The sequence below is a fragment of the Pseudoroseicyclus tamaricis genome (assembly GCF_012070395.1).
Lineage (GTDB): Bacteria > Pseudomonadota > Alphaproteobacteria > Rhodobacterales > Rhodobacteraceae > Pseudoroseicyclus_A > Pseudoroseicyclus_A tamaricis.
Map to the genome: position 1 here is coordinate 1,070,760 of NZ_JAAFYS010000001.1, position 24,509 is coordinate 1,095,268.

The 24,509-nt window shown below is 71.0% G+C and carries 25 protein-coding genes; 7 read left to right on the top strand and 18 right to left on the bottom strand.

Annotated elements, in window-relative coordinates:
- The first annotated feature begins 65 nt into the window (after positions 1 to 65).
- From GY170_RS04865 to GY170_RS04885, 5 genes are all read left to right on the top strand, one after another.
- On the top strand, positions 66 to 794 hold the full coding sequence (locus tag GY170_RS04865) for a PIG-L deacetylase family protein (RefSeq protein ID WP_163890502.1): 729 nt from the start codon (positions 66 to 68) through the stop codon (positions 792 to 794).
- Between the two features lie 28 nt (positions 795 to 822).
- On the top strand, positions 823 to 1,212 hold the full coding sequence (locus GY170_RS04870) for a DoxX family protein (RefSeq protein WP_163890504.1): 390 nt from the start codon (positions 823 to 825) through the stop codon (positions 1,210 to 1,212).
- Between the two features lie 128 nt (positions 1,213 to 1,340).
- Entirely contained in the window at positions 1,341 to 2,309 is a 969-nt protein-coding gene (locus GY170_RS04875; protein WP_163890506.1) for a VOC family protein, read from the top strand.
- A gap of 92 nt (positions 2,310 to 2,401) precedes the next feature.
- Positions 2,402 to 3,076 (top strand): 4-carboxy-4-hydroxy-2-oxoadipate aldolase/oxaloacetate decarboxylase, encoded by a 675-nt coding sequence (locus GY170_RS04880; protein ID WP_163890508.1) that lies wholly within the window; start codon positions 2,402 to 2,404, stop codon positions 3,074 to 3,076.
- Positions 3,069 to 4,136 carry a 4-oxalomesaconate tautomerase gene (locus GY170_RS04885; RefSeq protein WP_163890510.1) on the top strand — a complete coding sequence of 356 codons (1,068 nt, stop codon included), beginning with the start codon at positions 3,069 to 3,071 and terminating at the stop codon, positions 4,134 to 4,136. The genes GY170_RS04880 and GY170_RS04885 overlap by 8 nt, the downstream gene beginning before the upstream one ends.
- Positions 4,137 to 4,148: 12 nt before the next feature.
- Here GY170_RS04885 and GY170_RS04890 read toward each other — a convergent pair whose 3' ends face one another.
- The 3 genes from GY170_RS04890 to GY170_RS04900 all read right to left on the bottom strand — a co-directional run bounded on the left by GY170_RS04890 (position 4,149) and on the right by GY170_RS04900 (position 6,227).
- A complete protein-coding gene (locus GY170_RS04890; RefSeq protein ID WP_163890512.1) occupies positions 4,149 to 4,502 on the bottom strand; it encodes a response regulator in 354 nt (117 codons plus the stop codon).
- 227 nt (positions 4,503 to 4,729) lie between these two features.
- Positions 4,730 to 4,867 carry a hypothetical protein gene (locus GY170_RS04895; RefSeq protein WP_163890514.1) on the bottom strand — a complete coding sequence of 46 codons (138 nt, stop codon included), beginning with the start codon at positions 4,865 to 4,867 and terminating at the stop codon, positions 4,730 to 4,732.
- A 358-nt stretch (positions 4,868 to 5,225) separates the two neighbouring features.
- The gene (locus GY170_RS04900; RefSeq protein WP_163890516.1) at positions 5,226 to 6,227 is read right to left on the bottom strand and encodes an SDR family oxidoreductase; all 1,002 of its coding nucleotides are present in this window, start codon (positions 6,225 to 6,227) and stop codon (positions 5,226 to 5,228) included.
- Positions 6,228 to 6,470: 243 nt separating this feature from the next.
- Between GY170_RS04900 and GY170_RS04905 the strand changes: the two genes are divergently transcribed.
- Positions 6,471 to 7,640: a BaiN/RdsA family NAD(P)/FAD-dependent oxidoreductase gene (locus GY170_RS04905; protein WP_163890518.1), complete on the top strand. Its 1,170-nt coding sequence runs from the start codon at positions 6,471 to 6,473 to the stop codon at positions 7,638 to 7,640.
- A 73-nt stretch (positions 7,641 to 7,713) separates the two neighbouring features.
- Here GY170_RS04905 and GY170_RS04910 read toward each other — a convergent pair whose 3' ends face one another.
- A complete protein-coding gene (locus tag GY170_RS04910) occupies positions 7,714 to 7,947 on the bottom strand; it encodes a hypothetical protein (RefSeq protein WP_167803288.1) in 234 nt (77 codons plus the stop codon).
- 5 nt (positions 7,948 to 7,952) lie between these two features.
- A complete protein-coding gene (locus tag GY170_RS04915; RefSeq protein ID WP_163890520.1) occupies positions 7,953 to 9,566 on the bottom strand; it encodes an isocitrate lyase in 1,614 nt (537 codons plus the stop codon).
- Between the two features lie 149 nt (positions 9,567 to 9,715).
- Here GY170_RS04915 and GY170_RS04920 point away from each other — a divergent pair, with 149 nt between their 5' ends.
- Entirely contained in the window at positions 9,716 to 11,158 is a 1,443-nt protein-coding gene (locus tag GY170_RS04920) for a helix-turn-helix domain-containing protein (RefSeq protein ID WP_163890522.1), read from the top strand.
- 3 nt (positions 11,159 to 11,161) lie between these two features.
- Here the strand turns inward: GY170_RS04920 and GY170_RS04925 are convergent, their stop codons facing one another.
- The 13 genes from GY170_RS04925 to GY170_RS04985 all read right to left on the bottom strand — a co-directional run bounded on the left by GY170_RS04925 (position 11,162) and on the right by GY170_RS04985 (position 24,298).
- Positions 11,162 to 12,802, bottom strand: a complete 1,641-nt coding sequence (locus GY170_RS04925; protein ID WP_163890524.1) for a hypothetical protein — start codon at positions 12,800 to 12,802, stop codon at positions 11,162 to 11,164.
- Positions 12,799 to 13,923, bottom strand: a complete 1,125-nt coding sequence (locus tag GY170_RS04930) for a protein-glutamate methylesterase/protein-glutamine glutaminase (protein ID WP_203531165.1) — start codon at positions 13,921 to 13,923, stop codon at positions 12,799 to 12,801. Before GY170_RS04930 ends, GY170_RS04925 begins: the two co-directional genes overlap by 4 nt.
- Positions 13,923 to 14,804, bottom strand: a complete 882-nt coding sequence (locus GY170_RS04935; protein ID WP_163890528.1) for a CheR family methyltransferase — start codon at positions 14,802 to 14,804, stop codon at positions 13,923 to 13,925. The genes GY170_RS04930 and GY170_RS04935 overlap by 1 nt, the downstream gene beginning before the upstream one ends.
- Positions 14,801 to 15,313 (bottom strand): chemotaxis protein CheW, encoded by a 513-nt coding sequence (locus GY170_RS04940; protein ID WP_163890530.1) that lies wholly within the window; start codon positions 15,311 to 15,313, stop codon positions 14,801 to 14,803. The genes GY170_RS04935 and GY170_RS04940 overlap by 4 nt, the downstream gene beginning before the upstream one ends.
- A gap of 28 nt (positions 15,314 to 15,341) precedes the next feature.
- Complete coding sequence (locus GY170_RS04945; RefSeq protein WP_163890532.1) at positions 15,342 to 17,030, bottom strand: methyl-accepting chemotaxis protein; 1,689 nt, start codon at positions 17,028 to 17,030, stop codon at positions 15,342 to 15,344.
- Between the two features lie 7 nt (positions 17,031 to 17,037).
- Entirely contained in the window at positions 17,038 to 17,628 is a 591-nt protein-coding gene (locus GY170_RS04950; protein WP_163890534.1) for a chemotaxis protein CheW, read from the bottom strand.
- Positions 17,628 to 19,655 carry a chemotaxis protein CheA gene (locus GY170_RS04955; RefSeq protein ID WP_203531167.1) on the bottom strand — a complete coding sequence of 676 codons (2,028 nt, stop codon included), beginning with the start codon at positions 19,653 to 19,655 and terminating at the stop codon, positions 17,628 to 17,630. Before GY170_RS04955 ends, GY170_RS04950 begins: the two co-directional genes overlap by 1 nt.
- Positions 19,655 to 20,023 (bottom strand): response regulator, encoded by a 369-nt coding sequence (locus tag GY170_RS04960; RefSeq protein ID WP_163890536.1) that lies wholly within the window; start codon positions 20,021 to 20,023, stop codon positions 19,655 to 19,657. The genes GY170_RS04955 and GY170_RS04960 overlap by 1 nt, the downstream gene beginning before the upstream one ends.
- Entirely contained in the window at positions 20,020 to 20,307 is a 288-nt protein-coding gene (locus GY170_RS04965) for a hypothetical protein (RefSeq protein WP_163890538.1), read from the bottom strand. Before GY170_RS04965 ends, GY170_RS04960 begins: the two co-directional genes overlap by 4 nt.
- Before the next feature lie 122 nt (positions 20,308 to 20,429).
- Complete coding sequence (locus GY170_RS04970) at positions 20,430 to 21,236, bottom strand: ABC transporter ATP-binding protein (protein ID WP_163890540.1); 807 nt, start codon at positions 21,234 to 21,236, stop codon at positions 20,430 to 20,432.
- On the bottom strand, positions 21,233 to 22,285 hold the full coding sequence (locus GY170_RS04975; RefSeq protein WP_163890542.1) for a FecCD family ABC transporter permease: 1,053 nt from the start codon (positions 22,283 to 22,285) through the stop codon (positions 21,233 to 21,235). Before GY170_RS04975 ends, GY170_RS04970 begins: the two co-directional genes overlap by 4 nt.
- Positions 22,282 to 23,313, bottom strand: a complete 1,032-nt coding sequence (locus tag GY170_RS04980; RefSeq protein WP_235924006.1) for a FecCD family ABC transporter permease — start codon at positions 23,311 to 23,313, stop codon at positions 22,282 to 22,284. The genes GY170_RS04975 and GY170_RS04980 overlap by 4 nt, the downstream gene beginning before the upstream one ends.
- Before the next feature lies 1 nt (position 23,314).
- The gene (locus tag GY170_RS04985; protein WP_163890545.1) at positions 23,315 to 24,298 is read right to left on the bottom strand and encodes an iron-siderophore ABC transporter substrate-binding protein; all 984 of its coding nucleotides are present in this window, start codon (positions 24,296 to 24,298) and stop codon (positions 23,315 to 23,317) included.
- Positions 24,299 to 24,509: the final 211 nt, after the last annotated feature.

Below are 24,509 nucleotides of genomic sequence, written 5' to 3' on the forward strand. Positions count from 1 at the left end.
CAAATGAAATGGACAGCTTGCGCGGCGCCGTGAGATAGACGGGGGCAAACATCGGGGAGGAACCCATGGCCAAGTCTGCTCTCGTCATCTCGGCCCATGCCGCGGATTTCGTCTGGCGCTGCGGCGGCGCCATCGCGCTGCATGCCGAGAAGGGGATCGAGGTGACCGTCCTCTGCCTCTCCTTCGGGGAGCGGGGCGAGAGCGCCAAGCTGTGGAAGCAGGAGGGGATGACGCTGGAGCGCGTCAAGGAGGCCCGCCATGCCGAGGCCTCCCGCGCCGCCGAGGCGCTGGGCGTGCACGAGCTGGTCTGCCTCGACCTCGGCGACTATCCGCTGGAGTTCAGCCGCGAGAACAAGATGAAGATCGTCGACGTGATCCGGAAGGTTCAGCCGTCCTTCATGCTCTCCCACAGCCAGTACGATCCCTACAACACCGACCACATGAACACGACGAACGCCGTGCTCGAGTGCCGGATGATCGCGCAGGCCTGGGGCCATGAGCCCGGGCAGAAGGTCCTCGGCGCGCCGCAGCTCTACCTCTTCGAGCCGCATCAGACCGAGCAGATGGGATGGACGCCCGATACCTTCCTCGACATCACGCCGGTCTGGGACAGGAAGCGCGCCGCCATCGAGTGCATGGAGGGGCAGGAGCACCTCTGGGATTACTACACCCGGGTGGCGGAGAACCGGGCCAACCACTTCAAGCGCAACTCCGGCGGCCAGTCCGGCGGGCGCGATTGCCGCTACGCCGAAGGGTTCCAGTCGGTCTTTCCGCGGACGGTGGATGAGTTATAAGGCCAGCCCTCTGACTTATAAGGGCAATATGGCAATGACGTTCCTCTCCCGCTTCCAGCCGCAGCTTCTGTCGGTGTTTCGCATCATGGCGGCGCTGCTGCTGCTGCAGCACGGCAGCTCCAAGCTGTTCGACTTTCCGCCGGCCGGCATGACGCCGCCGATCACCAGCATCTACGGCATCGCCGGCATCCTCGAGCTTGTCGGCGGCCTTCTTCTGGCCATCGGCCTCTTCACGCGGCCGGTCGCCTTCATCCTCTCCGGCCTGATGGCGGCGGCCTACTTCATCGCCCACGCGCCGCAGGGCTTCTACCCGCTGCTCAACGGGGGCGAGCTGGCGGCGCTCTACTGCTTCGCCTTCCTCTACCTCGCCGCCGCGGGCCCCGGCCCCTGGTCGGCCGACGCCGCCCGCAAGGGCTGAGGCGAGGCGCTCCGGCCGGGTCGGGAGGGGACCGCGCCGGGGCGAGACGACAGGCCGGCACGCCCGGCCTATAAGGAACAGGGCCGCACGGCAAAGTCGTGCGGTCCACCCCAAACGGGAGGACAGACATGAGCCAGCCGACGAACCCCAATTTCGACCTCGCCCATCTGGGCCATGTCGAGGTCTTCACCGACCAGTTCGACAAGAGCCTCGACTTCTTCACCCGCGTCTACGGGCTGAAGCTCTCAGGGCAGGACGAGACCTCCGCCTATCTCAGGGCTTGGGAGGATTACGAATTCCACTCGATGAAGCTGACGAAGGCGGACCGGACGGGGGTGGGCCACATCGCCTACCGCGTCAGCTCCCCCGAGGCGCTGGAACGGCGCGTCGCGGCCATCGAGGCGAGCGAGTACAAGGTGCTGGGTTGGGTGGAAGGTGACCTCGGCCACGGCCGGGCCTTCCGGTTCGAAGACCCGTTCGGGCATGTCTTCGAGCTCTACTGGGACACGGTGAAATACGAGGCGCCGCCGGAGGATGCCTCGGCGCTGAAGAACCTCTCCTCCCGCTACCCCGGCGCGGGCGTGGCGCCGCGGCGGATCGACCACGTCAACGTGCTGGGCGAGGACGTCGCGGCGTTCCGCGATTTCGTCGGCACCTGCCTCGGCCACCGGGTGACCGAGTACATCCAACTCGACAATGGCCGCATGGGCGGCTGCTGGTTCACCTGCAACAACAAGAGCTACGACCTGGTCTGCTCCGAAGAGCGCGGCGGCGGCGAGGGCCGGCTGCACCATGTCACCTACGCCACCGACACGCGGGAAGACATCCTGCGGGCGGCCGATATCTACCTTGAGAACGGAGTGCATATCGAGACGGGTCCGCACAAGCACGCCATCCAGGGCAGCTTCTTCCTCTACGCCTGGGAGCCGGCGGGCAACCGGATCGAGCTGGCCAATGCCGGAGCGCGGCTGGTGATGCAGCCCGACTGGGAGCCGGTGGTCTGGACGGAGGCGGATCGCAAGAAGGGGCAGGCCTGGGGGCTGAAGACCATCGAGACGTTCCACACGCATGGGACACCGCCGGTGCAGAAGGACTGAAGGCTGGGCTGGGTGGAGAGGCTGGGGGGCTGTCTGCCCCCCAGACCCCCCGAGAGGTATTTGGAAAAGGGCGAAAGCCAGGGGAGGGCGGGATGGCGAATGTTGTGGTGCAGGAGGTTCGGCGCGCCGAGGCGTCGGTGATCGACGGGCTGGCGCGCGCGGGGGTGGCGACGGTGCATGAGGCGCAGGGGCGGCGGGGGTGCCTTGCCTCGAACATGCGGCCCATTCAGCAGGGGGCGCAGATCGCGGGTTCTGCGGTGACGATCTCGGCGCCGCCGGGAGACAACTGGATGCTGCATGTCGCAATCGAGCAGCTGCGGGAGGGCGATGTGCTGGTGCTGGCGCCGACCTCGCCTTGCGACACCGGCTACTTCGGCGACCTGCTCGCGACCTCGGCCATGGCGCGGGGCTGCCGGGGGCTGGTGATCGATGCGGGCGTGCGGGACACGAAGGATCTGCGGGAGATGGGCTTTCCGGTCTGGTCAACCGCGATCTCGGCGCAGGGCACGGTGAAGGAGACGCTGGGCTCGGTGAACGTGCCCATCGTCTGTGCCGGGCAGGCCGTGGAGGCGGGCGACGTGATCGTGGCCGATGACGACGGCGTGGTCGTCGTCAAACGGGCCGAGGCCGGGGAGGTGCTTGCGGCGGCGGAGGCGCGGCTGGCGGCGGAGGAGGAGAAGCGCAGTCGGCTCGCCTCCGGCGAGCTGGGGCTCGACATCTACGACATGCGCGGGCGGCTGGAGGCGAAGGGGCTGCGCTATGTCTGACCCGGCCGAGGACGGCATCCCCTGCCTCTGGATGCGGGGGGGCACCTCGAAGGGGGCGTATTTCCTCGCCAGCGACCTGCCGGAAGAGCCGGCGGCGCGGGACCATCTGCTCTTGCGCATCATGGGCTCCCCCGACGCGCGCCAGATCGACGGGATCGGCGGGGCGGACCCGCTGACTAGCAAGGTAGCGGTGCTCTCGCCGCCGAGCCGGAAGGATGCCGACGTCGACTACCTCTTCCTGCAGGTCTACGTCGACCGGCCGCTGGTGAGCGATGCGCAGGGCTGCGGCAACATCCTCGCCGGCGTCGGGCCGGCCGCCATCGAGCGGGGGCTGGTGGCGGCGGCGGAGGGCGAGACGCTCGTGCGCATCCACATGGTCAATACCGGAGAGGTGGCCGAAGCGCGGATAGCGACGCCGGGCGGGCGGGTGAGCTATGCCGGCGCGGCCTCCATCGACGGGGTGCCGGGGCGCCATGCCGCCGTGCCGCTCATGTTCCAGAACCTCGCCGGCTCGATGTGCGGCGCCATGCTGCCGACGGGCCACGTGGTGGACGAGATCGAGGGCGTGGCGGCAACGCTGATCGACATGGGGATGCCGATCGTCGTCATGCGTGCCGATGCGCTGGGCGTGACGGGCAGCGAGAGCCGGGAGGCGCTGGAGGGCAATGGCGCGCTGAAGGAGAAGGTGGAGGCCATCCGCCTCAAGGCCGGGCCGATGATGGGGTTGGGCGACGTGGCGGAGAAGAGCGTGCCGAAGATGTTCCTCGTCTCGCCGCCGCAGGCGGGCGGCACGCTCAGCACCCGCAGCTTCATCCCGCACCGGGTTCATGCGACGGTCGGCGTGTTCGCCGCCGTCTCCGCCGCCGTGGCGGCGACGCTGGAGGGCTCGCCCGCCGCCGAGGTCGCGGTGCTGCCCGAGGGCGAGACCTTCGTGGTGGAGCATCCGACCGGCGCCGCCGAGGTGGTGATCGAGCGGGACGGCGACGGCGCTGTCACCCGCGCCGGTACGCTGCGGACGGCGCGCAAGCTCTTCGACGGGCGGGTCTTCCCGCGAGCCTGAGGCCGCGGGCCGTCAGTCGCCCAGCATCTCGCCGAGGCGGGAGATCAGCCGCGCCGGCGTCATCGGCTTGGAGAGCAGCGGGCGGTTCTGATAGCCCTCGTCGAGCTGGCTGCGGGTGTAGCTGCTCAGGAAGGTGAAGGGCACGCCACGATGCTCCAGCGCGTCGGCGATGGGGTAGGAGGTCTCGCCCCGCAGGTTCACGTCCAGCACCGCGGCGACGGGGGAGCGCGGCTCCAGCAGCGAGAGCGCGTCGGCGACGCAATGCGCCGGGCCGATCACCTCGTAGCCGGCGGCCTCCAGCTCCTCGACGATGTCGATGGCCACCAGCCATTCGTCCTCGACGACGAGGATTGTGGGCTTCGCCAAATCAGTGCTTTCGGTGTGATCCATGGCTTCATCCCGGTCGGCTTCACCGGAGGGAAGCACGTGTTCATGATCAGCCCGTCTGGCGCGAAAGGGACATCCGCCGTGCCGCCGGGCTACGAGGCCATCTGCCTCCCGATCAGAACAAGTCCGGGAGCCTTTCGTTCCAGCGGATCGACTGGGGGGCCTCCTTTTTCGCGCCGGGTGAGCCGGGCCGGGAGCAGGGCGCGTCAGTGGCGACCGGCGCGGCGGGCGGCGAGCACCGTCAGCCATGGGCCGAGCAGCGCGAAGATGATCGTTGTCGCGACGGCGATGGAGAGCGCCGTCGCCTCGTGCTCGGGGAAGCTCCCGCCCACCACCAGCGCCATGCCGGTGGCGATGCTGGCCTCCGGCAGGAGGGCGGGGCCGAACCAGCGGGCGGTGCGCGGCGCCGGGCGGGCGGCATCGGTCGTCCGCTGGTGATGGCGATCTGGCGGGTGGAGGCCTTCGCCACCGTGGCGGGAGCTGGGCGATCACCGGCGAGGCGGAGCATTCGGACGCCGGCTGCGACTGGTGCTCGACCGGCTGGGGCGGGACGTGGCAGCGCTGGCTCTGATCGCGCGGCTCGCTCAGCTGGCTGACGCTGCTGCCGCCGCTCGGCGTGGTGCTGGGGGGCAGGGCCGCTGGGGCGGGGCGGACGCCGGGGATTCTCGCCGACCGCTGCCCGCCCCTCGTGGAGCCCAGCCCTCAGCCCCGCCGCCGGCCCTTCATCGCCCGGGCCAGAAGCCCGGCGGCGAGGCCTGTGGCCGCCAAGGCGCCGAGTCCGAGGAGCGCGTCGCGGTGCTCGCTCGCCCAGATGGCGGGGGAGGTGCCGGAGGCGCGGTCGCTGAAGCGGCCCCGGGCGCCGACATCGCCGGGCACGCTCTCGTAGAGGTTGTCCGGGCGATCCCGCTCCGCCGCGTCGGTGAGCTGGCCGGAATAGCCTGTCGCGGCGAGGTAGCGGTCCGCCAGCGCGGGGGCGACCTTGTCTGCCACGATGGCCTTGGCGGCGGAGAAGCCCAGCCAGTACTCGCGCCGCGGGTGGAAGGCGGCGTGGTGGATGGCGTCGGCGATCACCTCCGGCTCGAAGATGGGCGGCACCGGTTGCGCGCGGTGGCCGGTCTTGTTGCGCGCCCAGTCGAACTGGGGCGTGTTGACGGCGGGCAGCTGCACCATCGTCACCGTGACGGCGGACTGGTCGTGCAGCAGCTCGGTCCTCAGGCTCTCCGTGAAGCCGAGGACCGCCGCCTTGGCAGCGCAATAGGCCGATTGCAGCGGGATCGAGCGGTAGGCGAGGGCGGAGCCGATCTGCACGATGGCGCCGTGGTTGCGCGGGCGCATCCGCTTCAGCGCCGCCAGCGTCCCGTGAACGGTGCCGAGATAGGTCACCTCGGTCACGCGCCGGTACTCCTCCGCCGTCGTCCGGGCGACGGGCGCGAGGACGGTGACCATGGCGACGTTAATCCAGATGTCGATGGGGCCGAAGGCGGCCTCCAGTTGCTCGGCCGCCCGCTCGGAGGTTTCCGGGTCAGCCACGTCTCCCGGCAGGACGAGAGCGTCTCCGCCGGCCGCCCGCACCTCCTGCGCCGCGGCCTCCAGCCGGGCTTCGTCGCGGGCGATGAGGCCCAGCTTCATGCCCGGCCCGGCGAAGCGCCGCACCACTGCCCGGCCGACACCGGCCGAGGCCCCGCTGATCATCACGACTGTCATGGATCGCCCTTTCGCTATCGCGGGAACAAGGCGGCATGCGCGGCGGAGGTTCCCTCCGCCGGGTGGCCCGGGCCGGATGCCCCGGCCCGGGCCTGCGGGTCGGGTTCAAGCCCCACCCGGGGACGCCTGTGCCTGGAGCCCGGGTCGGGCTTCGACGCCTGCTGCGAGGCCAGGTTGCTGGCCGTAAGCGCAAGAGCCGTGCGCGCCATTTTCTTGCCCGTCAGCGTGTCGTAGATGACCGCCATGACTTACGATGTGATTGTGCTTGGCGCCGGAGCTGCCGGCCTGATGGCAGCCGCGACAGCGGGGCAGGGCGGTGCCCGGGTGCTTCTGCTCGATCACGCCGACAAGGCAGGCAAGAAGATCCTGATCTCCGGCGGCGGCCGCTGCAACTTCACCAATATGGGGGTCGAGGCGGACTGCTTCCTCTCCGAGAACCCGCATTTCGCGAAATCCGCGCTCGCCCGGTATACGCAGTGGGATTTCCTCGCGCTGATCGACCGCTACGGGATCGCCTGGCATGAGAAGACGCTGGGCCAGCTCTTCTGCGATGGCTCCGCGCGGCAGGTCGTGGCGATGCTTCTTGAGGAATGCGCCCGGGGCCGCGTCGAGATCCGCCTGTCGACCGAGATCGGTGAGATCGGCCATGGCGACGGGCTGTTCCGCGTGGCAGGAGCGTCGGCCCGGCAGCTGGTTATCGCCACCGGCGGCCCCTCGATCCCCAAGATGGGGGCCACCGGGGTCGCCTACCGGATCGCCGAGCGCTTCGGCCTGCCTGTCGTTCCGCCAAGGCCAGCCCTCGTCCCCATGACTCTGGGGCCGGACGCGCAGGCGTTCCGGGAGATTTCCGGCGTGTCGGCCCCGGTGACGGCCAAGACCGGCGGGGCCGCCTTCTCCGAGGCCGCGCTCTTCACGCACCGTGGGCTGTCGGGGCCGGCCATCCTTCAGGCGTCGTCCTACTGGGTGCCGGGGGAGCCGCTCGTGCTGACCATGCTCGAGAAGGCCGAGGAGATCCTGCGCGACGCGCGGAAGCGATCGCCTCGCAGCCGGCTGCGCTCCGTGCTGAGCGAGCATCTTCCGAACCGACTGGCGGAGGTTCTGGCCGCGCGCATCGGGCTGGAGACGGAGATGGGAAACGCGTCCGATCAGGACATCGGGCGCGTCGCCGCAGAGCTGCAGCACCTGACGTTCCATCCGACGGGCACCGAAGGCTATGCCAAGGCCGAGGTCACGGCGGGCGGCATTTCAACCGACGCGCTCTCGTCGCGCACGATGGAGGCTAAGACGGTTCCTGGGCTCTACACCATCGGCGAGGCGGTCGATGTCACGGGCTGGCTCGGAGGATATAATTTCCAGTGGGCCTGGTCTTCCGGATGGGCCGCCGGACAAGCGGTGTCCGAACATCTGCGATGACGTCCCTGGCGATGCGATATCCCTACCGGGTCTTGGAGGGCGCGGTGCACCAGACCCGGTAGGGGGCCCTGGGTCAGTCCGCCGGCGCCTTCGTCTCCCGCACGGTCGGGACGAGCTGGTCGCCCCAGGCGCCGGTGCCGCTGTGATGGCGGCTGACGCGGATCAACTCGACGGAGACACCGGCGCCGACCGCCCGCTGCACCGCCTCGTTGAGGCGATGGGCGGCGTCGGCGACGCGGTGGATGGCGCGGGTCTGCTCGTCGGTCTCCGGGCGGTCGACCCGGTGGAACTCCTCGGTCATGGTCATCGCATTCACTCCGCTGCGAACTGGTTCATGGTGTTGGCGGCGCCGCCGGCCTTCAGCGCCCTCGCGCCGCCGACCATCTCCTTGAAGCTGTCGCCGAGATCGGAGCCGACCTCGTGCTGGTGCTTCACCGCCGAGACGCCGCGGCGGATCTCCTCCCGCTGCACGGTGGCGACGTAGGCGAGCATCTTGTCCTCGCCGAAATAGCCGCGGGAGAGCTCGTCCACCGACTTCGCCGTCAGGTGGAAGGTGGGCAGCGTGATTAGGTTGTGGAACACGCCGGCCCGTGCCGCGATGTCGGTCTGGAAGGCGCGCAGGCGCGCGTCCGCCTCGCGGCCGAGCTCCGTCTCGTCGTAGTCGGCCTTCATCAGCGCGCCGCCCTCGGGGTAGTCGCCCTCCTCGATGCGCCCCTCGGCCAGCCATTGCTCGCGCACCTGCCGGCGCAGGTTCAGCGTCCAGTTGAAGCTTGGGGAGTTGTTGTAGGCGAGCTTGGCGCCGGGCGCCGCGGCACGGATCTCCTCCACCATACTCGCGATCTCGTCCACGTTCGGCGTGTCCGTCTCGATCCAGAGGAGGTCGGCGCCGCCCTGGTTCAGCGAGGCGATACAATCCTCGATCACCCTCGCGCGGCCCGAGCCCTCCTGAAACCGGAAGAGCCCGTTCGGCAGGCGCTCGGGCCGGCGGAGCGCGCCGTCGTGCCAGAGCGCCATCTCGCCCTCGGCCAGCGGAGCCGCATCCGTCACCGGCTCCGTCTTCAGCCACTTGTTGTAATCGGCGGCGAGGTCTCCCGGCGCGGCGCTCACCGGCACCTTCTGCGTCAGCCCGGCGCCGAGGCTGTCGGTGCGGGCGACGATGACGCCGTCCTCCACCCCCAGCTCCTCAAAGGCGAGGCGGCAGGCGCGCAGCTTCTCGATGAAGTCCTCCCGCGGGACCGTCACCTTGCCGTCCTGGTGGCCGCATTGCTTGGCATCGGAGACCTGGTTCTCGATCTGCAGGCAGCAAGCCCCGGCGCGGATCAGCTCTTTCGCGAGCAGGTAGGTGGCGTGCTCGTTGCCGAAGCCCGCGTCGATATCGGCGATGATCGGCACGACGTGGCTCTCGAAGCCGTCGATGGCGGCGATGGCCTCCTGCTCGGCGGCCTCGTCTCCCGCCTCGCGGGCGGCGGTGAGGACCTTGAAGAGGTCGTTCAGCGCCACCTCGTCGGCCTGCCGGAGGGAGACGTAGATCTCCTCGATCAGGTCGGCGACGGCGGTCTTCTCGTGCATCGACTGGTCGGGCAGGTGGCCGAAGCGGTTGCGCAGGCCGGCGACCATCCAGCCGGAGAGGTAGACATAGGTGCCCTGCGCCGTGCCCCGCATCCGCTTGACGGACTTGACCATCTGCTGCGCGTGAAAGCCCGACCAGCAGCCGAGGGACTGGGTAAACCGGCTCGTGTCCGCGTCATAAGCCGCCATGTCGGCGCGCATGACCGTCGCCATCTCCCGGGCGATGTCGAGATGGGTGGTATAGGTGCTCTGCACCTGCAGCTGGGCGATGGCCTCCACCGAGACGCCGCCGGGCGTCTGGCCGCTCGGGTACCGGGCCATGAGGCTCTCGCGGAGCCGGGTGTAGGGAATGCGCATGTCTCTCCTCCATCCTGTCTGGATCCGCTGGTGACAGCGGCCGATGTAATGCTAGTAAAGTCGTGGGAGGGGCGGAACATGCCCATTGAAACAAAGGGTTGTTCTGTCAGTCATGTAACGAAACGGCCGGTCAGGATGTAAGGATTGTCATGGCGGAGCGGGGGGAGAAGCTGATTATCGGAGCGCGGCTGCGGCGGCTGCGGCGCACGCTGGGGCTGACGCAGGCCAAGATGGCGCAGGATCTGGGCGTCTCGCCCTCCTACATCACGCTGATCGAGGCCAACCAGCGCCCCGTCAGTGCCCGCCTCCTCGTGCGGCTCGCAGAGGTCTACGATTTCTCCCCCGGGGAGATCGCCGGCGGCACCGACCTGCAATTGCAGGGGGAGCTGGAATCAGCCCTGAAGGACCCGCTCTTCGGAGAGAGCGTCGCCCGGTCGGAGGTGGAGGAGGTGGTGAACGCCTCGCCGGCCCTCGCCCGCGGGTTGCTGCGCCTCCACGAGAAGTACCGCGCCATGGCCATGGCCGCCATCTCCGACGAGAACCCCTATGCCGACCGCGACAAGGTGGAGCTGCTGGAGCAGACGGCGCGGCCGGTGGAGGAGGTGCGGGCGTATTTCCACGCCTGCCAGAACCATATCGACCGCATCGACCGCGCGGCGGAGGCGCTGGCAGACGAGCTGGAGATCTGGCGCAGCGAGCCGCATATCGTGCTCAACGACCGGCTGCGCGAGCGGCATGGCTGGCGGGTGCGCATCCTGCCGCAGGAGCTGATGCCGGGCCTCCTCCGCCTGATCGACCCGCACCGCCGGCACCTCAACCTCTCCGAACGGCTCGACCAGCCGGGGCGGCGCTTCCAGATCGCCGTGCAACTGGCGCGGCTCGATCATGGCGACCTGATCGAGGCGGAGACGGAGGCCGCCGGCTTCTCCCCCGAGGCGCTGCCGCTCGCCCGCACCAGCTTCGCCAACTACTTCGCCGCCGCGCTGCTGATGCCCTACTCCCGCTTCCTCAAGGCGGCCGAGCGGGAGCGCTACGACATCGAGCTGCTCTGCCAGCGCTTCGGCACCAGCTACGAGCAGGTCGCCCACCGGCTGACGACGCTGCAGCGGCCCGATGCGCGCGGCGTGCCCTTCTTCTTCGTGCGGCTGGACCGGGCGGGGAACGTCTCCAAGCGCTTCTCTGCCGGGCGCTTCCACTTCTCGAAGTTCGGCGGCTCCTGCCCACTATGGAACATCCACGCCTGCTTCGAGACGCCCGACAAGGTGCAGACGCAGGTGATCGGGATGCCGGACGGCACCACCTATTTCTCGATCGCCCGAACCGTTACCCGGCAGCTCGGCACCTACGAGAGCCCCGCCGCACGCTTCGCCATCGGCCTCGGCTGCGACATCGCCTATGCTCCGCGGCTGATCTACGCGAAGCACATGGGGCTGGACGCCGTGGAGCCGGAGCCCATCGGCGTGAACTGCTACCTCTGCGAGCGGCCCGATTGCGCCTCTCGCGCCTATCCGCCGATCAACCGGGCCTTCTCCTTTTCCGAGCGGGCGCGCGGCGTCTCCGCCTTCAGCTTCGCGGGGCCGGACGAGGACTAGCCTCTAGCCGAAGAAGATATCATCCAGATCGTCCTGCTGCACCTCCTCCGCCAGGTCGGCCTTCGACAGGCCGGCGGTGCCGAAGAGCGCGTCGTGAACGTCCCGCTCCGCCTTCATCGAATAGGTGTCGCGGATCGACTTGAGGAGAGAGGCGAGCCCCGGGTCGATCTCCGGCATCGGCTCCTCCGGCCGGTGGGCGGGCGCGTCGGCGGCGGCCTCCCTCACGAAGCCGGTCAGCATCCCCCGGACCTCCGCCAGCGGATCTCCGGAGGAGGCGCGGCGAGCGGCGGCAGACATCTCCTCCAGCGCCGCGCCGAGGGAGGAGACCTCCGCCTCCAGCTCGTCGATAGCCCCGGTGCCGCTGCCGGCGCCCTCGCCGGGGGCGCTGAACGCCTCCGCCTCCTGCTCCTGAAGGCGGGCGAGCTTGCGGATGGCCTGCGTGGCGCGCCCGATCTCGGCCGTGCTCTCGCGCAGCTGGCGGGAGACTTCGGTCATCCCCTGGCCCTGGTGGCCGGCGCGGCCGGAGACGAGGATGGCGTTGATGGAGAGCACGTTCATCTGCTCCTCCAGCTCGCCGATCTGGCCGGCGGCGTCGGCGCCCTTGCGGTAGGCGGTGGCCAGCGCCTCCATCTGCGGGAGGATCTGGGCGTTGCGCTCCTCCAGCGCCGCGAGCCCGCCGGCGAAGGAGGAGGAGAGGGCGGCGACCTGCCCCAGCTCATGCCCCGTCTGCGATTCGGCGATGCGCACCATCGCCTCCTGCGCGCTGCGCCACGGGCCGGCGATCCGGTCAATCTCGGGCAGGGTGGCGGCCACGGCCTCGTCGAGGCTGGCGAGCGTCGCGTCCAGATGCGCCGTCGCCAGCCGCTCCAGAACCTGCCCCTCGGGGCTGCCGGGCTCGTCGATGCGGGCGACGATCTCGCGCACATGGTCGAGCCGCTGGCGGGCGCTGTCGCCGCTCTGCAGTTGCGAGACGGCCTGCTCCAGCGCGCGGGTGACCTGCGTCATGCCGCTGCGCGCGCCCTGCGCGGCAGAGGCGAGCGTGCCGGCGTTGGCGAGGCCGGCCATCAGGGCCGGCAGCCGTTCGCGCATCACTTTCAGCTCGGCCGCGACCTCCGTCATCTCGCGCAGGCGCGGGACGAGCCGGGTCAGCTCGCGGTTGGCGCGGACCAGCTGCTCCTGGATGGCCTTCACGTTGGTATCGGCGCCGGCGAGGCAATCGCGCACGTCCTCGGCGAACTGTCCGAGCGTGTCATCCGCGCCGGGAACGGTGTGGCTGACGACCTTGGCATTGGTGGCGATGAAGGCGGCCAGCTTCATGTCGCGCAGCAGATCCTCCAGCAGGCGGCGCAGGCTCTCCGCCTGGCCGCGCAGCGTGGTGGCCGTCTGGGAATGTAGCTGGAAGCGGGCCTGCACGGCATCGACGTGTGCCTCGGTCGCCGCGGCCGCGCGCGTCAGCCGCTCACGCCCGGCGGGGCTGGAGATATCGGCGGCGCGGGTCAGCGCATCGCCGGCGCCCTGCACCTCCTCCAGGAGGGCGAAGAGCCGGCTCGCCGCCATCTCGAACACGGTCTCGATCCGGCGGTTGATCTGGCTGGCGCGGGTGTCGAGCTCGCGCAGATGGGTGGTACGGGTGCTATTGGTCATGCAACGCGGCTCCGGTTGCCGAACTGAGTGATCTCTCCGGCGATGTTCTTCAGCGGCACGGCGCGCCGGGCGGCGCCGAGGCGAAAGGCTTCCCCCGGCATGCCCCAGACGACGGATGTCGCCTCGTCCTGCACGAAGGTGGCGGCGCCGGCCTCCTGCATCTCCTTCAGGCCGCGGGCGCCGTCATCGCCCATGCCGGTCAGCACGATGCCGAAGGCGGCCTCGCCGGCGGCGATGGCGACGGAGCGCAGCAGCACGTCGACGGAGGGGCGATGGCGGCAGACGTAGGGGCCGTCCGTCACCTCGATGGTGTAGCCCTGGCCCCGGCGCTGCAGCAGCATGTGCCTGTCTCCCGGCGCGATGAGCACGAGGCCGGGGCGGGGAACGTCGCCGCTCTGCGCCTCGCGCACCTCGACGGCGCACATGGCATCGAGGCGGCGCGCAAAGGTGGCGGTGAAATGCTCCGGCATGTGCTGGACGACGACGACGGGCGGCGCGTGACGCGGCAGGCCCGGCAGCACCTCGGCCAGCGCCTCCGTCCCGCCGGTGGAGGTGCCGATGGCGACGAGCGGCGGCAGGCCGGCCGGGGGGCGCCGGCCCGGGTGGGGCGGCGGCAGGACGGCATCGGCGGTGAGCTTCGGCGAGACCAGCTTGCCGGCGGGCCGGGCGGCGGGGGGCTTGGCCGGGCGCGGCTGGCGCTGGATGTAGCCCCGCGCCCGGCCGGCGTGCATCGCGGCGCGGATCGCGTCGGCAAGGCGGATCTGCGCCTCCTCCCGCGCCTGCGGCGTGGCCATGCGCGGCTTGCCGATCACCTCGCAGGCGCCCCGCTCCAGCGCCTTCATGGCGGCCTCGGAGCCGGCCTCGGTATGGCTGGAGCAGATGACGACGGGCATCGGCTTTTGCGCCATGATCTTGGCGAGGAAGGTCAGCCCGTCCATCCGGGGCAGCTCGATATCGAGGAGCAGCACGTCGGGCAGGGCGCCCCGCATCTTGGCGGCGGCGTCGTAGGGGTCGACCGCGGCGCCGATCACCTCGATCCCCGGCTCGTCCTCCAGAAGCTGGCGGTAGACCCGGCGGACGGCGGCGCTGTCATCGACGATGAGGACGGATATCTCCTCCATCACTGCCCGCCCTCCTGCCGGAAGACGCCGGGGGCGATCTGGGCCAGCCCCGGCTCCTTCACAATCATCGATTCCGAATGGCCGACGATCAGGTAGCCTCCGGGGCGGATCTTCTCCGCGCAGGCGCCGACGATGCGGGCCTGCATCTGCGGCTCGAAGTAGATGAGGACGTTGCGCAGGAAGATTGTGTCGATCCCGCCCTCCACCGGGTAGGGCGTCTCGACGAGGTTCATCTTGCGAAAGCGCACGCGGCTGCGCAGCTCCGGCCGGATGCGGCAGAGGCGGCGGGCGCGGTTCCCGTTGCACATCAGGTAAGCGGCGCGGTGCCCCTCCGTCACCGGGGCGACGTCGACCGCCGAGTAGATCGCGGTGGAGGCCGTCTGCAGCACCTCCGTCGAGATGTCGGTGCCGAGGATGCGCCAGTCGAGCCGCGGCTCCGCCGTCGCCGCGCTGGCCAGCACCATAGCGGCGGACCACGCCTCCGCCCCCGTGGAGGCAGCGGCGCTCCACAGCCGGAAGCGGACGCGGGAAGAGGCGCGGGCGCGGGCCAGCGCCTCGGGGATGATGCGCTTCTCCAGCAGCTCGAAATGCGGGTATTCGCGGAAGAAGTCGGTCTTGTTGGTCGTCAGCGCGTTGACGATATGGGGCAGCTCCTGGTTGAGCTGCCCGCCGTCGAAGATGGTGCAGAGGTAGGCCTGCAGGTTGGCGAGGCCGAGATCGGTGAAGCGCTTGCGCAGCCGGGCCTCGATCATCGTCGCCTTGGAGGCGGGCAGGACAATGCCCGTCCGCTCATGGACGAGCCGGCGGAGCGCATCGAGATGCTGCCCGGTGCTCGAAGACGCCGCGGCCCGCAGATCCGCCCGGGTGAGATAGGCGCTCATGCCGGGAGCACCGCCTCGGACGCCGGGGCCTCGGTTGCCGGGGCGCCGGCCGGCAGCGCCAGACCGTCGAGCGTGCCGGCGAAGAGCCCCTCGACATCGAGCAGCGTCACGAAGGCCCCCTCGCGGCGGCCGATGCCGGCGACCATGCGCTCGTGCCAGTTGAGCAGCTCCGCCTCGGCGAGCGGGGCGGCGCCGTCGGCGTCGAGCTCCGTTACCTCGATGACCCGGTCGACGCGCAGGCCGACGGCCTGCCGGCGTGGTGCCTCGCGCAGCGTCAGCACGACGATGCGCGTGTCGTCGCTGTCCTCGCGCGGCGGCTGGCCGAGGAGGAGGCGCATGTCGACCACCGGGACGGACATGTCGCGGCGGTCGATGAGGCCCAGCAGGCAGGCCGGCGCGCGGGGCAGGGGCGCCGCCTCGCGCGCGTCGATGATCTCCACCACCGGGGCCACCGGCAGCGCGAAGAGCACGCTGCCGAGGCCGAAGGTGACAACCGTCTGGCTTGTCATGTCACGATCCCCCATGTCCCGTCCCCGTTCAGGCGGCGGAGCGGCTGGAGTGCTGGAACTGGGCGTCGAGCTCGTCCTCGGCATCGCCGAGATCGAAGTCGAAGCCGGAGCCGGCCTCCGCCACCGGCGGGGCACTGGGCCTGCGCGTCGCGGCAGTGCGGGGCGCTGGGCGAGAGGCCGCCCCGCGGGAGGCCGGCGCCGTGGCGCGGACCCGGCCCTCCTGCTCACCGTCGAGCTGGAAGAAGGACATCGCCCCCCGCAGCGACTCCGCCTGCGCGGCCAGCTGCTCCGCGGTGGAGGAGCTTTCCTCGGCGGCGGCGGTATTCTCCTGCGTGACCTTGTCGAGCTGCTGGATCGCCGTGTTCACCTGCGCGGCGCCCGTGGCCAGCTCCTGGCTGGCGCCGGAGATCTGGCTGACCAGCTCCGCCGTTCGCTCGATATCGGGCACCAGCCCCTCGAGCATGCGCCCGGCCTCCTCGGCGGCTTTCACCGTATCGCCGGAGAGCGAGGAGATCTCGCCCGCGGCCGTCTGGCTGCGCTCGGCCAGCTTGCGCACCTCGGAGGCGACGACGGCGAAGCCGCGGCCATGCTCGCCGGCCCGGGCCGCCTCGACGGCGGCGTTGAGGGCGAGGAGGTCGGTCTGGCGGGCAATCTCCTGCACCACCATGATGCGCTCGGCGATGGTCTTCATCGCGGTGACGGCCTCCGAGACGGCGCGACCGGACTCGCGGGCGTCGTCGGCGGATTTCTGGGCCATGCCCTCCGTCTCCTGGGCGTTGTCGGCCGTCTGCTTGATGTTGGCTGTCATCTGCTCCATCGCGCTGGAGGCTTCTTCGGTGGAGGCCGCCTGCTCGGTGGCGCCCTCGCTGAGCTGATCGGCGGTGGACGCCATCTGGCTGGAGCCGGCGGCGACCTGACCCGCGCCGGCGGAGACCTCGCCGACGACGCCGCGCAGGCGTTCGACCATCTTGTTGAGGGCGTGCATCATGTCGCCGATCTCGTCGTTGGTGCGCACGTCCAGCGTCTCGCGCAGGTTGCCGGAGGCGACGTGGTCGGCCAGCCGGTTCACCCGGCGCAGGCCGCGGCTGATGGTGGAGACGATCCAGAAGGCGAGGCCGAGGCCGACCGCGGCGGCGCCGAGCGTGACCATGGTGAGCAGCTGGCGCGACTCCTCGTAAAGGGCGGTGTTCGTCTCGGCCCGGTGATCCATCTCCGCCGCGTTCTCGGAGATCACCGTCTCGATGGCCTCTTCCATCTGCAGCCAGAGCTCGCGGCCATCGGTGCTGATGAGCGTGAAGGCGAGCGTCTCCTGCCCGCGGTCGGCGAGGGCCATCGCCCGCTCGTTGACGGCGCGGATCTCGTCGCCGATGGCGGCGTACTGGTCGAGCAGGACCCGGCCCGACTCGCTGGCGATGGCGTAGAGGCGCTCGTACTTCGCGCTGTGGCGCTCGCGGGATGCGCCCATGATGGCGAGCACGGCCTGCCGCTCTTCGGCGGTGCTCGAGAGGATGTATTCGCGCGTGTCGCGCTGGATCCGCACCTGCTCGCCCTCGAGATCGGCGGCGAGGCGCACGCGCTCGCCGTCTTCGCTGACGATCCGCTCCGTCCGGTCATTCATGTCGGCCATGGTGCCGAGCGACAGCAGCGACACCCCCACGGCCGCCCCGATGAGCAGCAGGAAGGTTATGGCGAGTTTCATCTTGAGAGTGAGGCGCATGGTTGGGCTATCCTTCCGCGTCGGTATGGGGGCCGGCGGCGGGAGCGCCGGGCCTGTGGGAGTTGCCGGCTTCGCCGGGCCGATGGGAGTTGCCGGCTTCGCCGGCCAGGAAATCGGCGAAGATCGCCGGAAGATCTGGAATGGTGACGAACTCGCCCGCCCAGCGGCCGAGCGCAGCGACGTAGCGGGGCGGCCAGCGGGTGCCGACGGCGGGGATCTCCTCCAGCGCCTCGGGGGCCAGCCGTGTCACCTCGTGCACGCTGTCGGCGAGGACGCCCACGACGCTGGCCTGCCCCGCGAGGGGCAGCTCCAGCACGAGGATGCGGGCATCGTCGGCGGCATCGCGCGACACTTCCGCGCCGCCGGGGTGCGGCATGCGCAGCGGCACCCGCAGGTCGGCCAGCGGCACGACGCTGCCGCGCACGTTGACGAGGCCGGAGACGAATTGCGGGGCGCCGGGGACGCGCGTCGTCTGCACCGGCTCCAGCACCTCGCGGAGCTGGGCGGCGGGCACGGCCAGCACCTCGCCGGAGAGGCGGAAGGTCACCATGTCGCCTGCAAGGTCCATGCCGTGGCGCGCGGGGGTGTGCTTGCTCATCACGCCGCCTCCCGCCCGTCGGCCTCGAGCCGGCCGCGGGCGACGAGCTGGGGCACGTCGAGGATCAGCGCCACTGCCCCGTCGCCGAGGATCGTGGCGCCAGAGAAGGTCTTCACCCCCGCATGGAGCGGCGAGAGCTGCTTGATGACCGTCTGGTTGGAGCCGATGATCCGGTCGACGACGAGGCCGACGCGGCCGTCGGCGCTGGTGACGACGATGACCTTCTGGTGCGGTCCAGGGACGCCGGAGCTCTGCAGCAGCTGGCGCAGGCGCAGGAAGGGCACGAGGCTGTCGCGGATGTCGAGGAAGGCATTGCCGCGGGCGCCGGGCTCGGCCAGCGCCTCCGGCAGTTCGACGATCTCGTCTACCGCCGCGAGGGGGAGGACGAAGCGCTCGCCGGCGACCTCGATCAGCAGCCCGTCGATGATCGCCAGCGTCAGCGGCAGGCGGAGGGTGACCGAGGTGCCTTCGCCGGGGCGGCTGGTCACCTCGATGGCGCCGCGCAGCCCGTCGATGGTGCGCTTGACGACATCCATGCCGACACCGCGGCCCGACAGCTCCGTCACCTCGGCGGCGGTGGAGAAGCCGGGGGCGAAGATGAGGCCGAAGAGCTCCTCGTCGGCCGGCTCGGCGCCCTCGCCGAGGAGGCCGCGCGCGGTGGCGCGGGCGCGGATCGCCTCCCGGTTCAGGCCGCGGCCGTCGTCGGAGAGGGAGATCAGCACCTCGGCCCCGGAATAGCGGGCGGAGAGGGTGATTGTGCCCGTCTCCTCCTTGCCGGCGGCGGCGCGGCCCGAGGGCTCCTCCAGCCCGTGATCGGCGGCGTTGCGGATGATGTGCATGAGCGGCTCGGTCAGCCGCTCGACCACCGTCTTGTCCAGCTCCGTCTCCTCGCCCTCGGCGACGAAGGCGATGCGCTTGCCGAGCTTGGAGGTGAGGTCATGCACGAGGCGCCTGAAGCGGCCGGTGATGGTGGAGATCGGCGTCATGCGGATCGACATGGTGGTGTCGCGCATGGCGGCGGTGAGGCGCTGGATATCCTCCGTCACCGCGACGAGGGAGGGATCGCCCGAGCGGGCGACGATGTCGACGAGCCGAGCCTCGGCGAGGACCAGCTCTCCCACCCTGTCCATCATGTCGTCCAACCGCTCGGCCGGCACGCGCATGTGGGCGCTGGGCTTGGCGGCCGGCGCGGCGGCCGAGGCATCCCGCGGCTCCGCCGCTGAGGGGGGCGCCGCCGGCGCGGGCCGCGGCTGCGCCGCGGCGGTGGGCCCTTCGGGCGCCGGCTCCGCCGGCGAGATGGACGTTTCGGGCGCCGGCTGCGCCGGCGGGGGCGCGCCTTCGGCGCGGGCGAGCGTCAGCTCCAGCCCCTGCTCGTGGAAGAGGAAGACATCGCGGATCGCGTCCTCGCTGACCTCCGCCGGAAGCTCCACCTCCCAGCCGAGGTGCAGCTCCGCCGCGTCGAGGAGGGGCAGGGGGGGCACGTCGCGGATGCGGGCGCGCAGGCGCGTAGCGCCGAGCTCCCGCAGTTCGGCGAGGACCAGCTCCGGCTTGCCGCCGAGCACCAGTGTGTCGGCGGGGAGCTTGAAGGTGAGCTGCCAGGGGCCGGCGCCGGCCGCCGGGGGCGGCTCGCCGAGGTCGAGCGCGAAGCCCTCCTCCGCCCCCGCCTCTTTGCCGAGGTGGCGGGCGAGATCGGCGAGGATCGCCTCGCCGCCGGGGGCTCCTTCGGCCTCCAGCAGGGCGGCGACGTGATCGCGGGCGCGCAGGGAGATGGCGACGAGCGGGGCGTCGACCTCCGCCGCGCCGGAGCGCACCGCCTCGAAGGCGCTCTCGAAATCATGCAGGAAGCCGGCGATATCCTCGCGCCCGAACATGGCGCCGGTGCCCTTGAGCGTGTGCAGGTCGCGGAAGACGCCGTCGATCAGCTCCCGATCCTCCGGCGTGGCCTGCAGGGCGAGCAGCCGCTCTTCGAGCGTCTCCACGAGGCCTTCCGTCTCGGCCCGGAAGACGGCGAGTGTCTCGGCATCCATCAGGCGCTCACCAGTTTGCTCATGACGCCGAGCAGCTTTTGCTGATCGAACGGCTTGACCATCCAGCCGATGGCGCCGGCGGCGCGGGCCTCCTCCTTCACGCTGGCCTGGCTCTCGGTGGAGCAGAAGACGACCGGCACGCCCTTGTTCTGCGGGGCGGCGCGGAAGGCGCGCACGAAGGAGAGGCCGTCGAGGCGGGGCATGTTCTGATCGGTGATCACGGCGTCGGGGCGCATGGTCTTCGTCAGGTCCAGCGCGGCCTGGCCATCCTCGGCGGTGACGACGGCGTAGCCGGCGCCCTTGAGGGTGTTGGAGATCATCTGGCGGACCGACGGGGAATCGTCGACCACGAGAACGGTGCGGGTCATGTCAGGCTCTCCGGCTGGGGCGCAGGGGCGCCGGCGCCCAGCGGGCCGTCGGCGATGTCGTCAAGGCAGAGGGCGCGCCAGAGGCCGGTGACGGCGGGCGCGCCCATGATGTGCGGCGGCGGCGCGAAGCCGGCCTTCAGCGCAGCGACGAGGAGCTGGATGCCGGCGGCATCCACCTCCCCCGGAGCGGGCGGGTCGGCCGGCCAGGCGGCCGGATCGTCTGCAAGGGCTTGCTGGGTGCCGGTGGCGTCCGGCAAGGCGAGTGGCGCGGTTGTGGCTGTCACGAATCCCCTCCGTGCGGCTTTAACCACGCCTCTAGCGCCACGCCCCTTAAGGCGCGGTTACGTGGAGAGCGGGAAGAGGCGGGGAGGGGGCCGTCCGCCCCCGTCGGGGGAGGCGGGCGGCGTCAGCCGGCGGCGAGCCGGTGGCGGCCGATGGGCAGCATGAGCGGCGCGCCGGAGACCGGGTCGCGGATCACCTGGCTGTCGAGGCCGAAGACGTGGCGGATCGTCTCCACCGTCAGCACCGCCTGCGGCGGACCGGCGGCGTGCAGCTTGCCGGCGGCGAGGGCGATGAGGTGGTCGGCGTAGCGGGCGGCGAGGTTGAGATCGTGCAGCACCATGACGATGGTGGTCCCGCGCGAGGCGTTAAGATCCACCAGCAGGTCCAGCACCTCCACCTGGTGGGCGACGTCGAGGAAGGTCGTGGGCTCGTCGAGGAGCAGCAGGTCCGTCTCCTGCGCGAGGGCCATGGCGATCCACACCCGCTGACGCTGCCCGCCGGAGAGCTCGTCGACGGCGCGCTCGGCGAGGTCGAGCGTCTTCGTCGCCTCCATGGCAGCGGCGACGGCGGTATCGTCCGCCCGGCTCCAGCGGGTGAAGGTGCCGTGGTGGGGGTGGCGGCCGCGCCCGATGAGGTCGGCCACGGTGATCCCCTCCGGCGCGATGGGCGCCTGCGGCAGAAGGCCGAGGGTGCGGGCCAGCGCCTTCGCCGGCATCCGGTGCACGGCCTTGCCGTCGAGCACCACCTGCCCCTCGCGGGGCGAGAGCAGGCGTGACATGGCGCGCAGGAGTGTGGACTTGCCGCAGGCATTGGCGCCGACGATGGCTGTGATCTTGCCCGGCGGCACGGCGAGGTCGACGCCCTCCAGCACCGCGCGCTCCGCGTAGCCGGCCACCAGCGCCTCGGCCGCGAGGCTGTGCGAGGTGGTCACGAGGCGCCCCCGCCGCTGTTGCTGCGCGCGATCAGCCAGACGAGGTAGGGTGCCCCCAGCGCCCCCGTCACCACGCCCACCGGGTAGCGGGACGGCAGGGCGAACTGGCCGACGTAATCGGCCAGCAGCACCAGCACCGCCCCGGTCAGCGCGGCGGGGATCAGCAGCGAGCGGCCGGGGCCGGTGATGCGCGCGGCGATGGGGCCGGAGAGGAAGGCGACGAAGGCGATGGGCCCGGCGGCGGCGGTGGCGAAGGCGATCATGCCGACGGCGGTAACGAGGACGGTGATCCGTGTCCATGCGACGCGCACGCCGAGGGCGGCGGCGGCGTCGTCGCCGAGCCGCAGCGTCTCCAGATCCCGCGCGCGGGTCAGCAGCACGCCGCCGAAGAGGACGAGCGCCAGCGCCGCCGGCAGGATCTCCCCCCAGGTGGCGCCGTTGACGGAGCCGGCGAGCCAGCGCATCGCCTCGGCATGGCTCCAGGAGCTCGCCTTCTGAAGGGCATAGGCGATGACGCTCTCCAGCATCGAGGCCATGCCGATGCCGATGAGGATCAGCCGCGCCCCGGCGCCGCCGCCCTTGAAGGACAGCCCGTAGATCAGCAGCGCCACGCCGAGTCCCGCCGCGATGGCGAAGGTGGAGACCGCGCCGCCGGAGAGGCCGAAGAAGACGATGCCGATCACGGCCGCGGCGCTGGCGCCGAAGGAGATGCCGATGATGTCGGGCGAGGCCAGCGGGTTGCGCAGCATCGTCTGGAAGGCCGCGCCCCCCATCCCGAAGCTGAGCCCGGCGACGACGGAGAGCGTCGCGCGAGGCAGCCGCAGCGTGCCGACGGTGAAGGAGGCGACGGGCACGTCCTGCCCCAGCATCACCCGCAGCACGTCGCCCGGAGGGATGAAGCTCTGCCCCAGCATCAGCGTCAGCGCGAAGAGGCCGAGGAGGAGGGCGCCCAGCCCCCACGCCACTGTCCGCCGCCGCCCGTCGCGGCGCCGGCGGCCGAGCGCCACCCAGTCGGCGGTGGTGCCGGTGAGGGAGGGGGCGGCCGTCACAGCGCGCGGATCCTCTGGCGGCGGACGATCCAGATGAAGATCGGCGCGCCGAGGAAGGCGGTAATGATGCCGACATCCATCTCGCTCGGCCGGGCGACGACGCGGCCCAGCACGTCGGCGGCGATCAGGAGGCCGGCGCCGACGAGGGCGGAGAAGGGAAGGAGCCACCGGTGGTCGATCCCCACGAGAAGCCGGCAGAGATGCGGCACGGCCAGCCCGACGAAGCCGATGGGCCCGCAGATGGCCGTGGTCGCCCCGCAGAGCAGCACCGCGCCGGCGGCAGAGGTGGCGCGGGCGAGGGCGACCCGCTCGCCGAGGCCGGCGGCCAGCTCATCGCCGAGGGCGAGGGAATTGAGGCGCTTGGCCGAGAGCAGGGAGAGGACGAAGCCGGCGAAGAGCACGGGCAGCACCTCGGTGATGCCGGCGAAGCTCGCCCCGCCGACGCCGCCGATCTGCCAGGAGCGCACGCCCCCGGCGATGTCGTTGCGCGGCAGCACGACGCCCGTGATGAAGGAGGAGAAGGCGACGGAGGTCGCCACACCCGAGAGCGCCAGCTTCAGGGGTGTCGCCCCGCCCGGCCCGACGGAGGCGATGGCGTAGACGAAGGCGACGGTCAGCGCCGCGCCGGCGACGGCCACCCAGATATAGGCGGTGAAGCTCACCATCCCGAACCAGGCGATGCCCAGCACCACCGCCAGCGCCGCGCCCATGTTGACGCCGAGGATGCCCGGGTCCGCCAGCGGGTTGCGCGTGACGCCTTGCATGACGGCGCCGGAGAGGCCGAGCGCCGCTCCGGCCAGCGCCGCGAGGAGGGTGCGGGGCACGCGCTTGGCGACGGCGGCCTCGCCGATCGTGTCCGTCGCGCCGCCGAGCCCGGCCCAGATCTCCTGCCAGCCCACGGCGCGCGTGCCGATGGAGACGGAGAGGGCGCAGAGCACGGCAAGGCCCGCGAGCACGGCGATCAGCCAGAGCCCCCGGGCCTCGAGTGAGCGCCGCCGCGGCGGCGCCCCTATGGTGGCGCTTCTCAAGCTACTCCCCCTGGCGGGCCGCCTCGGCGAGGAGTGCGACATAATCCTCCAGCACCCAAGAGATCGCCAGCGGCGTCGGGTTGGCGGCGGTGCCCAAGGGATCGTTGGAGAGGGTGACGACCGCGCCATTGGCGACGGCCGGCATCTTGGAGGTCAGGGGATCGGCGTTCAGCGCGTCGATCAGCTCCTGCCCGCCATAGGTGACGACGATCTCGACATCGTCGAAGGCGTCGATCTGCTCGGCGGAGATGGAGCCGGAATAGGCGCCGTCCTCCGAGGCGTCGATGACGCTCTGGGGCATGGCGAGGCCCAGATCCTCGAAGAACTGCACGCGCGTGTCATTGTCGGAGTAGAAGTTGATGATCGACAGGTCGGTCGTGTCGAGGTGGGTGATGAACATCACCTCCTTGCCGTCCAGCTCTGGGTACTGCCCCACCGTCTCGTCGATCTCGCCCTCGATCTCGGCGATCAGCGCCTCGCCTTCCTCGGCCATGCCCATGCCGGCGGCATTGATGCGGATCGACTCGCGCCAGTTCGTCGCCCAGGGCGCGTCAGGGTAGGCGACGGTGGGGGCGATCTGGCTGAGGGTGTCGTAATCCTCCTGGGAGAGGCCCGAGTAGCCGGCGAGGATCACGTCGGGGTTGGTGGCGGCCACCGCCTCGAAGTCGATCCCGTCGCCCTCGTCGAAGAGCACCGGCACTTCGGCGCCCATCTCCTCCAGCGCCTCGGAGACCCAGGGCAGCAGGCCGTCGCCGTCATCGTCGCCAAAGTTGGCGGCGGCGAAGCCCACCGGCACGAGGCCGAGCGCCAGCGGCACCTCGTGGTTCGCCCATTGCACGGTCGCGACGCGCTGCGGCTTCTCCTCCAGCACGGTGGAGCCGAGCGCATGCTCGATGGTGACCGGGTAATCGCCGGCCTCCTGCGCGAGGGCGGAACCGGCGGGCAGGGCGGCCAGAAGGGCGGCCAGCCGAAGCGGGTGGGACATCAGGTATCTCCTACTAAAAGGGTCGGAAACCTAAGACCAAGCCCCGCGGCGGTTGTCAACGGCCCAAGCAAGCGCCTTCCGCCGGGTCGGGCGGGCGGCGCCTGTTTTTCGCGTGGCGCCAAACATGGGTGGAACCTGCCGCCCTTCCCATGACTTAGTTGTGAAAGCGGCCGGGGTTCGCCGGGCCGCTCGACAGGGACGGGATGGAGAA

Coding starts and splice junctions, on each gene's coding strand:
- GY170_RS04940 (WP_163890530.1), bottom strand. CDS start 15,313: ATGACAAGCCAGACGGTTGTCACCTTCGGCCTCGGCAGCGTGCTCTTC.
- GY170_RS04955 (WP_203531167.1), bottom strand. CDS start 19,655: ATGGATGCCGAGACACTCGCCGTCTTCCGGGCCGAGACGGAAGGCCTC.
- GY170_RS04950 (WP_163890534.1), bottom strand. CDS start 17,628: ATGAGCAAGCACACCCCCGCGCGCCACGGCATGGACCTTGCAGGCGAC.
- GY170_RS04920 (WP_163890522.1), top strand. CDS start 9,716: ATGGCGGAGCGGGGGGAGAAGCTGATTATCGGAGCGCGGCTGCGGCGG.
- GY170_RS04865 (WP_163890502.1), top strand. CDS start 66: ATGGCCAAGTCTGCTCTCGTCATCTCGGCCCATGCCGCGGATTTCGTC.
- GY170_RS04870 (WP_163890504.1), top strand. CDS start 823: ATGGCAATGACGTTCCTCTCCCGCTTCCAGCCGCAGCTTCTGTCGGTG.
- GY170_RS04925 (WP_163890524.1), bottom strand. CDS start 12,802: ATGACCAATAGCACCCGTACCACCCATCTGCGCGAGCTCGACACCCGC.
- GY170_RS04905 (WP_163890518.1), top strand. CDS start 6,471: ATGACTTACGATGTGATTGTGCTTGGCGCCGGAGCTGCCGGCCTGATG.
- GY170_RS04900 (WP_163890516.1), bottom strand. CDS start 6,227: ATGACAGTCGTGATGATCAGCGGGGCCTCGGCCGGTGTCGGCCGGGCA.
- GY170_RS04985 (WP_163890545.1), bottom strand. CDS start 24,298: ATGTCCCACCCGCTTCGGCTGGCCGCCCTTCTGGCCGCCCTGCCCGCC.
- GY170_RS04880 (WP_163890508.1), top strand. CDS start 2,402: ATGGCGAATGTTGTGGTGCAGGAGGTTCGGCGCGCCGAGGCGTCGGTG.
- GY170_RS04960 (WP_163890536.1), bottom strand. CDS start 20,023: ATGACCCGCACCGTTCTCGTGGTCGACGATTCCCCGTCGGTCCGCCAG.
- GY170_RS04910 (WP_167803288.1), bottom strand. CDS start 7,947: ATGACCATGACCGAGGAGTTCCACCGGGTCGACCGCCCGGAGACCGAC.
- GY170_RS04935 (WP_163890528.1), bottom strand. CDS start 14,804: ATGAGCGCCTATCTCACCCGGGCGGATCTGCGGGCCGCGGCGTCTTCG.
- GY170_RS04875 (WP_163890506.1), top strand. CDS start 1,341: ATGAGCCAGCCGACGAACCCCAATTTCGACCTCGCCCATCTGGGCCAT.
- GY170_RS04915 (WP_163890520.1), bottom strand. CDS start 9,566: ATGCGCATTCCCTACACCCGGCTCCGCGAGAGCCTCATGGCCCGGTAC.
- GY170_RS04930 (WP_203531165.1), bottom strand. CDS start 13,923: ATGGAGGAGATATCCGTCCTCATCGTCGATGACAGCGCCGCCGTCCGC.
- GY170_RS04895 (WP_163890514.1), bottom strand. CDS start 4,867: ATGGCGCTGGTGGTGGGCGGGAGCTTCCCCGAGCACGAGGCGACGGCG.
- GY170_RS04885 (WP_163890510.1), top strand. CDS start 3,069: ATGTCTGACCCGGCCGAGGACGGCATCCCCTGCCTCTGGATGCGGGGG.
- GY170_RS04945 (WP_163890532.1), bottom strand. CDS start 17,030: ATGCGCCTCACTCTCAAGATGAAACTCGCCATAACCTTCCTGCTGCTC.